This is a genomic window from Salmonella sp. SG203 (assembly GCF_013350575.1).
In the GTDB taxonomy this organism is placed as follows: Bacteria; Pseudomonadota; Gammaproteobacteria; order Enterobacterales; family Enterobacteriaceae; genus Salmonella; species Salmonella enterica.
On the sequence record NZ_SNMT01000015.1, the window covers coordinates 13,806 to 26,272 of the forward strand.

The window sequence follows — 12,467 nt, forward strand, 5'->3', positions numbered from 1 at the left end:
GGTGGAAAATGCGAATTCTTTATCGTGCAGTCTGCTCCTGCGCTGCCTCCCTGCACCGGGGTTTTGATGAAAAACGGGTGTTTTTTGAGGTTGACCATAATGACGATGCCGGCGCGTACCTGGTTGCGCTGCTGGCTGATATCCGGGGTGTACCTGAATCCACGGTGATTTACCACAACCTGCTGTCGGAGTACGAATACCACCGGAAGCTGGATACGCAGGCCGGAACCCCGGTTCACCATTCCCCTGAAACGGGCAGTCTGCGGGATGACATGCGGCTTTTTGAGGTCATGTGGACGTATGACCATGAGCGGCGTGAAAGCGTGTCATACCTGCCGTTGTCTGACATGCCGTTGTTTCTGGTGTCTCCGCGTATGCACCGGCGTCTGCTGGATGCATTCCTTGCCTGTCCGCGTGAAGAGGCTGCGGAGGTGGTGAATGGCTGACATTAAAGTAACGAAGCCGCATCATGATGCTCCATACCATCAGGGCGCGGAGACCAGCGTGCTCGGCGGACTGATGCTGGACAATGACCGCTGGGATGAGGTGGCTCCTCTCCTGACTTCGACGGATTTTTATATTTCCGTCAACCAGGTGATTTACCGTGAAACTGAACGTCTGGTCAGCTCCGGGTATCCCATTGACCTGATTACCCTCTCGGAGTCCCTGGAGCGACGTGGCCTGCTGGAGCGGTGCGGGGGATTTGCTTATCTGGCTGAACTGTCCAAAAACACGCCCAGCGCCGCCAATATCGTCGCCTATGCTGAAATTGTCCGGGAGTGCAGCCGGGCACGCCAGCTGATGAAGCTGGGAAGCTCCCTTTACCAGCAGGCTGCCCTGTTGCAGCCGTCCGATGGTAAGGGCATTTCCACCCTGAAGCAGGTCACGGACTCGCTGGTTGAACAGGGCGAGAAAGCGCTGTTTAACCTGGCGCAGCAGAATGTGCCGCAGGCCTGTCTGAGTATCACCACACAGGCGTCAGATGTGATGGCCTGGCTGGAGTCGGTGGCGGACGGGAACGGAATGACCGGCGTTCCTACAGGATTTTCGGAGCTGGATGCAAAAACCTGCGGCTGGCAGAACGGTGACCTGATACTGATTGGCGCCCGTCCGTCCATGGGTAAAACCGCCCTGGCGGTCGGGCATGCGCTGGCGGCGCTGTACGGATGTCCTGTGGACAGAACGGTCCAGTTCTACAGCATCGAGATGCCTGCGCCACAGCTGATGCTGCGTCTGCTGTCCATTCTGGCAGGAGTTCCACTGACCCGTCTTCGCAGCGGTAATCTGACCGCTCACGACCTTGAGCTGGTATGTGGCGCGGTGGGAACGCTGTCTCAGTGGGAAAACCGCTTCCTTATAGATGACACCAGTTATCAGACGCCGGCCACGCTGCGGACTTCCGCCCGGCGTAATGCCCGTAAATACGGGGAGCCTGCGCTCATTCTGGTGGACTACCTGCAACTGATGGTCTGTCCGGAGAAAAAGGAGAACCGCACCCAGGAAATCCAGGAGATTTCCCGTTCCCTCAAGGCGCTGGCCAAAGAAATGCGGTGCCCTGTGATAGCACTTTCCCAGTTAAATCGCGGGCTTGAACAGCGCGCAGACAAGCGCCCCAACAACGGTGACCTCCGTGACTCCGGCTCCCTGGAGCAGGATGCGGACGTCATTCTCTTCCTTTATCGCGATGAGGCCTACAACGAAAACACTCCGGAACGTGGTGTGGCTGAGCTCATCCTGAGCAAGCAGCGTCAGGGGCCACTGGGAACGGTGAGAACCCGCTTTGAGGGCGAGTACACCCGGTTTTCAGAATATCACCTCGGATACGGAGGAGCGGCTGCATGAGCCTGAAAAAACAGAGAAATAACGTTGTGAACCCGGTTCCTGAGGTTCTTCCCGCCGGACATACCTGCGGGATAAGGGAGTACATCGTCAGCATCGGTATTACCAGATATCAGACCTTCCGTGATGAGTGGGAGCGCTGGATTAATACGCCGGGTCGGAGATACAGCCAGGTCTACCTGAGACGGGTCACCGGCCAGCGGCTTCTGCACATACTGAATCAGGCCGTGCGGGATTACTGGGAAAATCAGGAGGGTGAACACCATGATACCTGACAGAACAGGTTACAGCCGGGGGCAACTGACGTCGGAAATTGAACGTAAATCCTGTGAGCTGCTGGGGTATGTCATTTCACAGCAGGAACTGCGGCTGATGCTGTATGTACAGCACTGCGCCATGAACGACGGTTATATCGACCAGCGGCGGGTCAGTGCTCAGGAGCGTGAAATCCTTCGTCAGTGGGAGAACCGGGGATTTGGCGGGTTCGCACCACACCTCTGCATCGAAAAATTCTTCTGGAACGCCATCAGTGAAATTCTGTGGCTGGGCTATGTCATGCCCGTCTGCGGTGCGCTTCCTGATACAGAGGAGTCTTCACAATGAGCAGACTGACAAAAGCGGCTATTTATTCTGCCATGTTCAGCTCCCTTGAGGGTTATGTGTCTGCTGTCGTGGACTCTGTCGAATTCGAATCAGGCATAAAACTGAATGATGAAGAACAGCAGCAGGTTTACCGACTGATTGAAGAAATAATCACCCGTGCGACCAGCAAAGGCGGTGCAGCATGACCACAGACAAACAGGCGCTGCGTGAAGCGGCGCAGGCAATCAACAAGAAGTCATGGCAGATGAATGCCGATGAGGAAGTGGTTCATGTTGATAGCGAAGGTTATGAAAACTTCATCGCATGCTCAATTACAACTGATGTTGCCAGGTTCATTGCCGCCGCCAGTCCCGCTTCTGTACTGGCGGTGCTGGATGAACTGGATACAACAGCGCATACCGCAGCAGTAGACCACGAAGCGGCGTGTTCTCTGGCCGAAGAAAACGAAGAGCTGAAGCGCAGACTGGAAACCGCCGGGAAGCCGATAGTTGAGCTGTCCGGAGCGGCAAACGTTAACAACCAGTGGAAACCGGATGTTTGCCCGGTTACCGGGCGTCAATTCTTCATGTGGATTGAGCATCCGGCCCTGGGATACGTGCCGACATATGGTGGTCCATTTGACAGTTACACCATTCCCACCAGGGACTGCGACGGTGAGTTTTCATGCGAGCGATACGACCATGATTTCGGCGGATGGCGGGAAGGTGAATATACCGGCCTTTACCTGACTGATGACGATGAAAAGTGCCGTGTTGACGACACTGAGCAGCGCCTGGCAGAACTGGAAAGCCGGACAGTCACTGTTACCGACCCGTTTTATCCTGATGGCGATATCGGTTACCCGCTGGCGGTGAACGTCAGCGCTGTCAGGGCTGCCTGTGCACGTGCGGGCATCAGATGCGTGATTGAGGACACAGGCGATGAGTGATTACAGACTGGAAGACGCGCGTATAAAGGCGCTGACTGACATGGTTCCCTTTAATGAACCTTCATCAGTGATAACCGACATAAAGTCCGCGCTGGTTGAGTTGCAGGAACGCCGCAGGGGGGACTGTGAGTCCGTTGGTACCGTTGTGGATGTCGCTGGTTACCGGGTGGTTGAGTGGATACGCAGCGTACCGGAAGGGGCGAAACTTTTTGTCGCACCACAGACAGTTCCCGCCGTTCCGGATGATATCGACGGAATTATCAGGCGTTTTCAGCATCAGTGTGACCATCTCAGTGACCGGAGTCACATTGACGAACATACATGCCTGGTCGACCGTCGGGACCTGATGACGGTGACTGAATACCTTAAAACCCTGTTGCAGAACGTTTCCCGGGAGAGCGGACAATGACAGTACTGAATAAAACACGAACCGGAAGGCTGGAAAACAGCAAGCTTGCTGAAATAACAACTCCGGGGGATTTTTTTGTTTCGGGGTCGGACATTGTGGCGATGGCCCGCGAAATCCGGGAATACCGCCAGAGGATTGCTGAGCCGCTGGGATACAGCGCAAAGGACCGTGAAGCGCTGTTGAGAATGGCTGAGCATCTCATGCAGTACGGGCACACTGATACCGGCGGTCAGGAAGAACTTGTGCGGGAAATCGGGGCGGTGGCGTTACGAACCCTGACGGCCCGTCAGGCTGCCCCGGCAATACCGAAGGAAGCTGCAGGCGTCATTGCGCGTTTTAATCATGTATGCAACCACCATGCTGGCTGGCTGTGTGATGTCCTTGAACAGGATGTGATTCGGCGGGATTTGTTCATTGCCACGGAGTACATGACGGACTGTTACAACGCTTCCCTTGCATTTGGTCATCGCCCTCCCCGGGACAAACCGATAATGCCTGCCGCCTGGTACGACATCATGAGTGAACGTCTGCGCCAGATTCATGTGGAGGGGTATACACCTGAGCATGATGACGCTTATGGCGGTGGCGAACTGGCCGGGGCCGCGGCCTGCTATGCCCGTCATGTCAGTGTCCGTGGCGGGATTTACGCCGAAAATCCGGCGGCGTATCAGGCTGAAGGCGTACCGGATGACTGGCCGTGGGCTGAAGAATGGTGGAAACCGGCCAGCCCCTACAGGGACCTGGAAAAAGCCGGTGCCCTTATCCTGGCGGAGATGGAACGCATCAACCGCGCAACGGGTAGCAGTGAGGAGGAGTGAGTATGCCAGTTATGACTGACGGAAAACGGGCAGCCTTACGGGAACCCACAGTTTACAAAATTGACTGGCTCAACCCCTGCGACCGCTGCCAGTGTCACCATGCAATCGAAGTTACAGGCCGCTCGTTATCCGGTCGGTACCTCTGCGCTGGTGATGCCGTTAAATGCCCCGGATGCGGTAATCAGGGCGAAATTGATGCAGATGGTGACTGTGCGTGGGTTGAATGGGATACGGAACGGGAGGAGTAAAGATGGCTGATTTTAGCGCAACAAAACATAACGCATCCCTTGAGGAGTGGGGCGAGGCGCTGGAGTGCATGGTGGAGATGAACGGTAAATCGTTCGATATCACTGAAATGGAAATCGAAGCTGCCTACAAGGCGTACCGGCGTGTGGATGACTTTTTCTACGAAGAATGGGGGGAGGACTAAGCCCATGACCACTATTACCAAAGAATGGCTGCAAAAAGTCATCTCAGGTACTGAGACTATTCGCGATGATACACCATCTGGTCTGGACGATGACGGGAGCAGTACCCTGGCTGCATTAAAGATGGCGCTGGCATCAATGGACGCTGAGCCTGTTTATCAGTGCGAGTTTTGTCATTACGACACTGACGGTCTGCAGTGGCACTGGGAAGATGTTAACACTGATTTTTTTTATGAACAGTGGAACCCTGAACGTTGCGGTAAACGTCGTGTACTTTACACCGCCCCGCCAGCGCCGGTTGTGTCTTTGACTGACGAGCAGCTCGATGCGCTTCTGGATGCATCAGGCCATGTTCTCTGTATCCAGGGTGATAATCGACAGCGACTGCGCCAGTTTGCCCGCGATGTGCTGAGTCTCGCTAATATGCTTCAGGGCAGGATACCTGCTGCCGGGGAGGTGTCCCGTGGCTAAAACTAACCTGCTTGACCTGGGAACCGCCCTGCTGCAGGGAGCCCGTGAACCGCAGTCAGCGCCGTCGCCGGCCATCATGCCTACAAGCGAGATGCCGCTGATACTTACGCTGGATGAGGTTGCCCCGAACCCGGACAATCCGCGAACCACACGTAACCCGAAGTATGATGAGATAAAGGATTCCATTCGTACCCGCGGGCTTGACACTGTGCCGAAAGTCACGAGAAACCCCGATATTCCGGGGACGCCGTATATATTCAGTGATGGCGGTAACACCCGCTATTCCGTTCTGCGGGAGCTTTATGCCGAAACCGGTGACGAGCGCTTTTACCGTTTCCATGTGTTGTTCAAACCCTGGCCGGGGAGGCTGAAATGCCTTGTAGGCCATCTGGCCGAGAATGATGTCCGCGGCGACCTGACGTTTATTGACAAGGCGCTGGGAATACGCAAGGCCCGTGCCATTCATGAGGAGACCCTGGGCCGGTCAGTGACGCTGCGCGAATTGTCGGCACTTCTGAGTGAGGAGGGCTACCCGATAAATTATTCACAGATCAGTCGGATGGAACATACGGTGGAATATCTGTATCCGTATCTGCCGGTACTACTGGCTTCAGGGCTGGGGAGACCTCAGGTTATTACACTGCTGAATATGAGGTCGGGGGCACTTGATACCTGGCAAAAATACAGTGTCAGCATGGAGCCGCTGAACAGCTTTGATGATGTTTTTGGTCAGACATGTGAGTTGTTTGACGATCCGGAACTGTACTCGCTCGAAATGTTCCGTGATGAGCTGATTGGCAGCCTGGTTAAGGCACTGCCTCATCCGTCGCTGAACTATGACCGCTGGTTAATTGAACTGGATCCGAAGACGCAGAACCAGCGGGCGCTGTTTGGCGCACCTGAACCGGTTGCAGAGCATCTGATTCTGGCTGACCAGCAGGCCTGGCAGGAAGGGGATGTGCAGAATGAAGCGGTAGTCCGGGCAGGCACCCGGACCCCGGAGCCGGGGGTGGACGGTGACACAGACCCGATTTCTGCCGGTTCCCCGGGCGGGGCGGTTGCTGTTCCGTCTCCTGTGGCTGTATCCGGCAGGGGGGAAATCCAGCCTGATATTCCGGGTGGGCCGGATGTTCTGTCGGGGGAGTTCATGCCTTCTGGCGTGGAGGACGATGATACGGATGACGCGGCATTTTCATCTGTATATGCGCTGGGCAATGCCGGGGCTGCGGTGGCAGCCGGTGCGGGCGTTACCGCATTCTCACAGGCGGCAGGTGCTGCTGTTACTGTCGCATCTGCTGTCGGTGCCGGCGGTGATGTTATTTCCGGCAGCAATATCTTCCCGTTCCGGGATAACGATAACACCGCCGGAATATCAGCCGGTCCCCTGATGTCCGCTATTATTCCGCCATCTTCCGTCGCGTTTGCGGATACGGGGCTTGAGCCGGTCAGCGATATCTGGGCGATACCGGCACTGCAGGATGATACCGAGCACCTTCAGGATATGGCGTACCGGCTGGTCTTTGAGATAGCGGAAGCGATGGGGTGCGAAGACTGTGTCCGGGAGGACAACCGCCCGGGCTCAGCGGGTTTTGCGGTTTCTCCCCACAGGAATGAATTCGTTCTCTTCCTGGCGGGGCTGTCAGGAGAATTGCCCAATGAGCAGTTCAACATGTTCCTGTTCTGCCTGAACTTCTTTGGTTCGCAGTCACCTGCAGATACTCCCGTTTTTGACGACATTCATGTGGTGAAGACCATGAGGCTTATTCGTGTGATACGCCGTCTGCGCGAGCTGCAGCGCCTTCAGACTGTCACTGGTGACGAAGGGAGGACACTGCAGTGAGTGTGGATACCGATGATGAAATGGCGCAGCGGGAGGCCATGCTGCACACCGACCTGCAGATAGCGGCGATTCGGCATGCGCTGAAAGCAGGAGCCGCGGTGTCCCGCCTGCACTGCGCGGAATGCGGGGATGAAATCCCGGAGAAACGGCGGACATCTCTGCCGGGCGTCAGGCTGTGCGCGGACTGCCAGGCATGGCATGAGGAGCGTGAGTCATGAGCAGAACAGAGGCTGATGGCGTTCTGACCTTCACTGCGGCGCTGGAACCTGTGCCGGCATCTGAGGCGTCAGTGATGCTGCTTTCCCGTATAAAAACGATGGCGGAGTCCGCGGACAACAGCGGTGACCTGCATGAGGTGACGGCGGTATTGTTGCGGGCGCAGCGCCTGACTGAGGCGTCCGGAGCGGGAGAGGAGAATGCCGGTTCGTCCGGCATAAGGGAGTTCACCTGTCACCGTGTCCCCTGCAGTGCGCGGGTCGTCCCGGGATGGCTCAGTGCCCTGACTGCGGTGGTGTGCCATGTTTCCGGCTGTCACTGGTGTTTCGGGCGCTGGTGTGACGGCCACGGTAACCCCCGTCGCAGCGTGACGTTCCGTGGCCGGGGAGCGCTTCCGACGGTGGCGGAGTGTCTGTTCACCCTGCTGTGCCGGCAGATGTTACGGGACCTGAATATCTGGCAGAAAGTCAGCGACCGGGAACGGCTGGAAACCACGGCCATCTGGTACCGTACGGAGGACTGGTGCTGCCACTGGGCTGCCGGTATCTGGTCCGCACTTCTGACACCGGACATTCCGGCGGATGAGCCGGAGACACCTGTCGTCCGGCAACAGTACCATTATTACTGCCACAGGCGGTATCAGCAACTGACCGGCTCCGGTGCCGTCATCAGTACGTCCGGGGCGCATTCATGTTTATTCCCTGCCGGCAACCGGCATATCCATATAAAGGAGGAGCAGCCGTGAATTACTCACTGTCACAGTCATCCAACCAGTTGTTGTTCACCCTGGTTGCCGAGCTGAAATCCGGAAACCTGAAGCGCTGCGAATCCCTGGGGCTGACGCCCGAAGAGATGGGGATGCTGACAGCTCTCTCGACGGATGACCTGCTGTATCTGGCTGAAAGCCGGGTCAGTGTGCTGAACCTGGGGATTCATCATGAAAATCTGGGGCTGATGCTGGCACAGGCCCGGCGGGAGCAGAAGCGGCTGGAGCGTATTGACCGGGCGCTGATACTGGGGGCCTCTATTGAAATGATGCAGAAATTCTTTGGTCTGGACACGTCGGAGGTGTCCGGGCGCAGACGTCTGGGGGGAATACGCACACGCAAGGGGCGCAGCAGCGCAGCAGACGCGGCGCTGGAGCCGGCGTTATGGGCGCAGTGGCGGGAGTCCGGTATGGATAACCCGGACAGCGTGGAATCCCTGGATGTGATGATGCTGATGGCCGAAACCCATGGGGTGAACCTGACCACGGTGTGGACGCTGGTCAGGGGATGGTGTGCGCAGGATAAGCGGGAGACGTCAGTATGAGAAAGAATACCGGTGTGGCCCGGAGTTCGTGTGTGAATGATTCGTTTCGTTACTGGCGTACCGACCCGCGAAGGGTGCATGCGGGGACGGCCCTGAAGGCCCGGTTGCTGCTGCGGCAGTACCGTCAGGGTAAACGGGTGTACAGCGAGGTGGGATGCAGCGGGTACCTCAAGATAGACGTGGGGATACGCTGGCGTCTGCTGAGCAAAAACCATGGCGAAGACTGGCTGTTTATGTCCCACCAGGCTTATGACCGGGAGCTGAAGCTGTGAAGGGGAGTCCGGTCTGTACCGGCCACTCCTCCGGGGTACTGCCGGTATCGGTGATACCGGCTGACATCCGGGGGAGGCTGCGGGGTGCGGGGCGGCAAAGAGTCCCGCAGACGGAATGTTTAATCCCTCTCCTTTAATAAGCCGTTATAACAACGAGAAGAATGAGAATGAACAGACAATATCCGCAGGCGGACTCCGGCGGCGGCTCACGTCTGCCCGCTGACGATATCATAGATTACACGCTGTCCAGGATGCAGGCGCGGCTTGACGGTGCGCCGGGCTCGTCGGGTCAGGAGCGTAACGGGCTGCTGTTTACGGGCAACCTGCACGATGCTTATCCCAGGGCGCTGGTGCTGGATATGCGGCTTTCCCCTCTGGATAAAATGTGCTGGATAATGATACGGCAGTATGCCCTGCAGAACGACGGCGCCATTTTCCCTTCCTATGATGAACTTCAGAAGCTTCTCTCTTCTCCCGGGGCCGGGCAGGCCTCGCGGGATACGGTGAGCCGCGCGCTGACGATGCTGCGTCTTACTGGCTGGCTGAGTCTGTGTAAACGGGTGCGCGATGCAGGCGGCAGAGTCCGGGGTAATATCTACGCCCAGCATGATGAACCGCTGAGTGCGAAGGATGCAGAGACGTTTGATCCCGGCTGGCTGGAGATGGTCGGGAAGGCCTGCAGACACAAATACAGGGAGGTGAATGAAACGGCCTGGCGGGTACTGGAGGGGATACTGGACGACCCGATGATGCGGCACCGGCATTCGCGGCTGACGGAGATTGCTGAGCGTTTTACACGCCCCTCAACAGTACGCGATGTTGTCCGCATTCAGCAGCAGAAACAGCAGAGTCCGGAAACCGGACTGAGTGCTGAAAGTACAGAAAATGAGCAGAAATCACTGAGTCCGGATAACAGACTCAGTGTGGCGGACGGGGTTAAAATACCGGGTCCGGTAAACGGACTCAATATGAAATCAGATACTTATGACAGAGTCCGGAAACCGGACTGCAATAACGTACGTTCTTTTACACAGGAACTGATTAAAAAAACGTACGTATGCGGCGGGGATGAAAATGTGCCCTCCGGTGGCTCCGTTGATGCTCAGGCGGGGAACACTTCTCCGGGGTTTGAGTGGCCTTCAGTACTGCAACAGCTGCTGCCGGCAGGTGAGCAGGCGATGCTGGCAACGCAGCTGCAGCACCTGCGTCAGCAGAGCGCTGAACTGGCGGACGGTGTGATGGCGACGGTGATAAACGGCGTCCGTGAGGGGAGGGTCAACAACCCGGTGGGTTACCTGCTGACGCTGCTGCGCCAGGCGCGGGAAGGGAAGTTCCGTCTGCCGGAAGGGACAGTGAAATCAGGTACCGTACCGCCATCATCACCGGCGTCAACGCCTGCGACTGCGACCCGTCCGCTCCATGCCGGGGCTCAGCCTGGCCGTGATGAGCCTGCCGCTGAGGAGTTCGTTCCAGCGCCGAAGGAGCTTGTTGCCGCGAAACTGGCGGAAGCCCGTGCCATGCTGCAGATAAACCGACGCTGAGTGAAGCGAAATGTGGCGTTCTGCGCGAGCGGGAATGTGGTGGTTAAAAAGTGAGCTATGTTGCCACTGGCAACACGGTATAAAAAATGACCAGTTCATCATGCTGGCGGGTGCTGAGCGAGGCGAAATGTGGCGTTCTGCGTGAGCGGGAATGTGGTGATTAAAAAGTGAGCTATGTTGCCACTGGCAACACGGTATAAAAAATGACCAGTTCATCATGCTGGCGTGTACTGAGCGAGGCGAAATGTGGCGTTCTGCGCGAGCGGGAATTTAGTGATTAAAAAGTGAGCTATGTTGCCACTGGCAACACGGTATAAAAATGACCAGTTCATCATGCTGGCGTGTACTGAGTGAAGCGAAATGTGGCGTTCTGCGCGAGCGGGAATGTGGTGATTAAAAAGTGAGCTATGTTGCCACTGGCAACACGGTATAAAAAATGACCAGTTCATCATGCTGGCGGGGGCTGAGCGAGGCGAAATGTGGCGTTCTGCGCGAGCGGGAATGTGGTGATTAAAAAGTGAGCTATGTTGCCACTGGCAACACGGTATAAAAAATGACCAGTTCATCATGCTGGCGGGTGCTGAGCGAGGCGAAATGTGGCGTTCTGCGTGAGCGGGAATTTAGTGGTTGAAAAGTGAACTATGTTGCCACTGGCAACATGGTATGAAAAATGGCCAGGATCGTTCCGGGAGGAGGAGGAGGAACGAGAAAATTGCAACTTACTGAGCTATCACAATGTGAAAATGTGAAATTCGGAAAAAGAGTTTCGTATTGTCTGTTGATTGTCACTCTCTGAATATAGCCGTACGTCTATTTACATTAGTCCATGGTGAGGATCAGGTAATGAGTGATGAACAGACCCCGGAGCCGGGAAAAGCCGGCGCGCTTCGTTCCGCAATGAGTGTTTCGCTGAATACACATTACGCAATTCGTTTATGGGAAGGGCGTTATCCGGAATACAGAGGCAACAAAGGAGGACGTCAAAAGGAAAGCTCCCGTCATCGCAGTCTTATTTTCAGTATGCCCGGATTCATCCAGAAAGCAGGGCGGATTAACCAGGACTCTGCCAGTGATAATCCCTGGGCCGATGCCAAAATGCTGGAGCTGGAAAATCTGATTAATGCTGCGATTGAAAAAATGCAGGAAGAGCTGGACGGACTGAAGAAAGTGATGTCACTGGTACCTGCTCAGGTGACAATTTCAGATATTACCAGCGTTTCACCTCTTAATATCGGGGTCTTCAGCCGGACCCCTGTAGGGTACCGTTGTGTCTGGTTACTGGTAGGATTTGACCAGCTGGCCATGCAGGCATTTCAGGCGGCGCACTATGGCATTATTTCCAGACGTGAACTGAACAGTTGCCTTGGGCGGGGAGGATATCTGGTGCGGCAAATCTATGGTGCCGCACAGAAATATCGTTATTTACCCGTAACCCGTGAAGATATTGCGGTGAACAATGATAAGGCAAGGGAGGCGATAAAGCTTTTCGGGAAAGTTGACCCTGACATTTTATCCGGGAAGAAGCGTTCCTCCTGGTCTCCCCCGGTTAACCGACGTAGTGTCGATGCCCTGAAAAGAGAAAGTCTTTCTGAAGGACGCATTAGCTCACTACGGGAAACAGATAATGACGGATCTTCTGAACCCGCGAATACATCAGTACTACAGCAGCGGCAGACAGAAGAAGCCTCCGGAACGGATGATGGAAGAGGCGTACTGACGGAGGACATTGACATTGATATCGATGATTTGTCAGTGCTGTTGCCCCCGTCAACTGATGAGCCGGAGTAAACC

At 56.0% G+C, this 12,467-nt stretch carries 18 protein-coding genes; all 18 read left to right on the forward strand.

The features are described from left to right. Positions 1 to 8 precede the first annotated feature (8 nt). The 18 genes from HV477_RS18890 to HV477_RS18975 all read left to right on the forward strand — a co-directional run bounded on the left by HV477_RS18890 (position 9) and on the right by HV477_RS18975 (position 12,464). Positions 9 to 446: a hypothetical protein gene (locus HV477_RS18890; RefSeq protein ID WP_175065253.1), complete on the forward strand. Its 438-nt coding sequence runs from the start codon at positions 9 to 11 to the stop codon at positions 444 to 446. Next, positions 439 to 1,842 (forward strand): SPI-7-type island replicative DNA helicase, encoded by a 1,404-nt coding sequence (gene dnaB-PI, locus HV477_RS18895; protein WP_175065254.1) that lies wholly within the window; start codon positions 439 to 441, stop codon positions 1,840 to 1,842. Before HV477_RS18890 ends, dnaB-PI begins: the two co-directional genes overlap by 8 nt. Next, positions 1,839 to 2,114, forward strand: a complete 276-nt coding sequence (locus tag HV477_RS18900; RefSeq protein ID WP_175065255.1) for a hypothetical protein — start codon at positions 1,839 to 1,841, stop codon at positions 2,112 to 2,114. The genes dnaB-PI and HV477_RS18900 overlap by 4 nt, the downstream gene beginning before the upstream one ends. Then, positions 2,104 to 2,442: a hypothetical protein gene (locus HV477_RS18905; protein WP_175065256.1), complete on the forward strand. Its 339-nt coding sequence runs from the start codon at positions 2,104 to 2,106 to the stop codon at positions 2,440 to 2,442. The genes HV477_RS18900 and HV477_RS18905 overlap by 11 nt, the downstream gene beginning before the upstream one ends. Continuing rightward, positions 2,439 to 2,627, forward strand: a complete 189-nt coding sequence (locus tag HV477_RS18910) for a hypothetical protein (protein ID WP_175065257.1) — start codon at positions 2,439 to 2,441, stop codon at positions 2,625 to 2,627. Before HV477_RS18905 ends, HV477_RS18910 begins: the two co-directional genes overlap by 4 nt. Continuing rightward, positions 2,624 to 3,370, forward strand: a complete 747-nt coding sequence (locus HV477_RS18915; protein WP_175065258.1) for an ead/Ea22-like family protein — start codon at positions 2,624 to 2,626, stop codon at positions 3,368 to 3,370. The genes HV477_RS18910 and HV477_RS18915 overlap by 4 nt, the downstream gene beginning before the upstream one ends. Continuing rightward, positions 3,363 to 3,779 carry a hypothetical protein gene (locus HV477_RS18920; RefSeq protein WP_175065259.1) on the forward strand — a complete coding sequence of 139 codons (417 nt, stop codon included), beginning with the start codon at positions 3,363 to 3,365 and terminating at the stop codon, positions 3,777 to 3,779. Before HV477_RS18915 ends, HV477_RS18920 begins: the two co-directional genes overlap by 8 nt. Continuing rightward, on the forward strand, positions 3,776 to 4,597 hold the full coding sequence (locus HV477_RS28240; protein ID WP_217487809.1) for a hypothetical protein: 822 nt from the start codon (positions 3,776 to 3,778) through the stop codon (positions 4,595 to 4,597). Before HV477_RS18920 ends, HV477_RS28240 begins: the two co-directional genes overlap by 4 nt. Before the next feature lie 99 nt (positions 4,598 to 4,696). Continuing rightward, complete coding sequence (locus tag HV477_RS18930) at positions 4,697 to 4,855, forward strand: hypothetical protein (protein ID WP_175065260.1); 159 nt, start codon at positions 4,697 to 4,699, stop codon at positions 4,853 to 4,855. Next, positions 4,848 to 5,027: a hypothetical protein gene (locus HV477_RS18935; protein WP_175065261.1), complete on the forward strand. Its 180-nt coding sequence runs from the start codon at positions 4,848 to 4,850 to the stop codon at positions 5,025 to 5,027. Before HV477_RS18930 ends, HV477_RS18935 begins: the two co-directional genes overlap by 8 nt. Before the next feature lie 4 nt (positions 5,028 to 5,031). Then, on the forward strand, positions 5,032 to 5,496 hold the full coding sequence (locus HV477_RS18940; protein ID WP_175065262.1) for a hypothetical protein: 465 nt from the start codon (positions 5,032 to 5,034) through the stop codon (positions 5,494 to 5,496). Beyond that, on the forward strand, positions 5,489 to 7,336 hold the full coding sequence (locus tag HV477_RS18945; RefSeq protein WP_175065263.1) for a ParB family protein: 1,848 nt from the start codon (positions 5,489 to 5,491) through the stop codon (positions 7,334 to 7,336). The genes HV477_RS18940 and HV477_RS18945 overlap by 8 nt, the downstream gene beginning before the upstream one ends. Continuing rightward, the gene (locus HV477_RS18950; protein ID WP_309224841.1) at positions 7,333 to 7,554 is read left to right on the forward strand and encodes a TraR/DksA C4-type zinc finger protein; all 222 of its coding nucleotides are present in this window, start codon (positions 7,333 to 7,335) and stop codon (positions 7,552 to 7,554) included. The genes HV477_RS18945 and HV477_RS18950 overlap by 4 nt, the downstream gene beginning before the upstream one ends. Then, complete coding sequence (locus tag HV477_RS18955) at positions 7,551 to 8,297, forward strand: hypothetical protein (RefSeq protein WP_175065264.1); 747 nt, start codon at positions 7,551 to 7,553, stop codon at positions 8,295 to 8,297. Before HV477_RS18950 ends, HV477_RS18955 begins: the two co-directional genes overlap by 4 nt. Continuing rightward, positions 8,294 to 8,863, forward strand: coding sequence for a DUF2857 domain-containing protein (locus tag HV477_RS18960; protein WP_175065265.1), 570 nt, complete (start codon positions 8,294 to 8,296; stop codon positions 8,861 to 8,863). Before HV477_RS18955 ends, HV477_RS18960 begins: the two co-directional genes overlap by 4 nt. A gap of 32 nt (positions 8,864 to 8,895) precedes the next feature. Beyond that, entirely contained in the window at positions 8,896 to 9,135 is a 240-nt protein-coding gene (locus tag HV477_RS18965) for a hypothetical protein (protein ID WP_309224843.1), read from the forward strand. Between the two features lie 167 nt (positions 9,136 to 9,302). Continuing rightward, positions 9,303 to 10,676: an STY4528 family pathogenicity island replication protein gene (locus tag HV477_RS18970; protein ID WP_254621682.1), complete on the forward strand. Its 1,374-nt coding sequence runs from the start codon at positions 9,303 to 9,305 to the stop codon at positions 10,674 to 10,676. 843 nt (positions 10,677 to 11,519) lie between these two features. Further along, positions 11,520 to 12,464: a PFL_4669 family integrating conjugative element protein gene (locus HV477_RS18975; protein WP_175065268.1), complete on the forward strand. Its 945-nt coding sequence runs from the start codon at positions 11,520 to 11,522 to the stop codon at positions 12,462 to 12,464. Positions 12,465 to 12,467: the final 3 nt, after the last annotated feature.

Bases quoted from the DNA above. Each gene is read 5' to 3' on its own strand.
- HV477_RS18890 (WP_175065253.1), top strand. From the start codon at position 9: ATGCGAATTCTTTATCGTGCAGTCTGCTCCTGCGCTGCCTCCCTGCAC.
- dnaB-PI (WP_175065254.1), top strand. From the start codon at position 439: ATGGCTGACATTAAAGTAACGAAGCCGCATCATGATGCTCCATACCAT.
- HV477_RS18900 (WP_175065255.1), top strand. From the start codon at position 1,839: ATGAGCCTGAAAAAACAGAGAAATAACGTTGTGAACCCGGTTCCTGAG.
- HV477_RS18905 (WP_175065256.1), top strand. From the start codon at position 2,104: ATGATACCTGACAGAACAGGTTACAGCCGGGGGCAACTGACGTCGGAA.
- HV477_RS18910 (WP_175065257.1), top strand. From the start codon at position 2,439: ATGAGCAGACTGACAAAAGCGGCTATTTATTCTGCCATGTTCAGCTCC.
- HV477_RS18915 (WP_175065258.1), top strand. From the start codon at position 2,624: ATGACCACAGACAAACAGGCGCTGCGTGAAGCGGCGCAGGCAATCAAC.
- HV477_RS18920 (WP_175065259.1), top strand. From the start codon at position 3,363: ATGAGTGATTACAGACTGGAAGACGCGCGTATAAAGGCGCTGACTGAC.
- HV477_RS28240 (WP_217487809.1), top strand. From the start codon at position 3,776: ATGACAGTACTGAATAAAACACGAACCGGAAGGCTGGAAAACAGCAAG.
- HV477_RS18930 (WP_175065260.1), top strand. From the start codon at position 4,697: ATGCAATCGAAGTTACAGGCCGCTCGTTATCCGGTCGGTACCTCTGCG.
- HV477_RS18935 (WP_175065261.1), top strand. From the start codon at position 4,848: ATGGCTGATTTTAGCGCAACAAAACATAACGCATCCCTTGAGGAGTGG.
- HV477_RS18940 (WP_175065262.1), top strand. From the start codon at position 5,032: ATGACCACTATTACCAAAGAATGGCTGCAAAAAGTCATCTCAGGTACT.
- HV477_RS18955 (WP_175065264.1), top strand. From the start codon at position 7,551: ATGAGCAGAACAGAGGCTGATGGCGTTCTGACCTTCACTGCGGCGCTG.
- HV477_RS18970 (WP_254621682.1), top strand. From the start codon at position 9,303: ATGAACAGACAATATCCGCAGGCGGACTCCGGCGGCGGCTCACGTCTG.
- HV477_RS18975 (WP_175065268.1), top strand. From the start codon at position 11,520: ATGAGTGATGAACAGACCCCGGAGCCGGGAAAAGCCGGCGCGCTTCGT.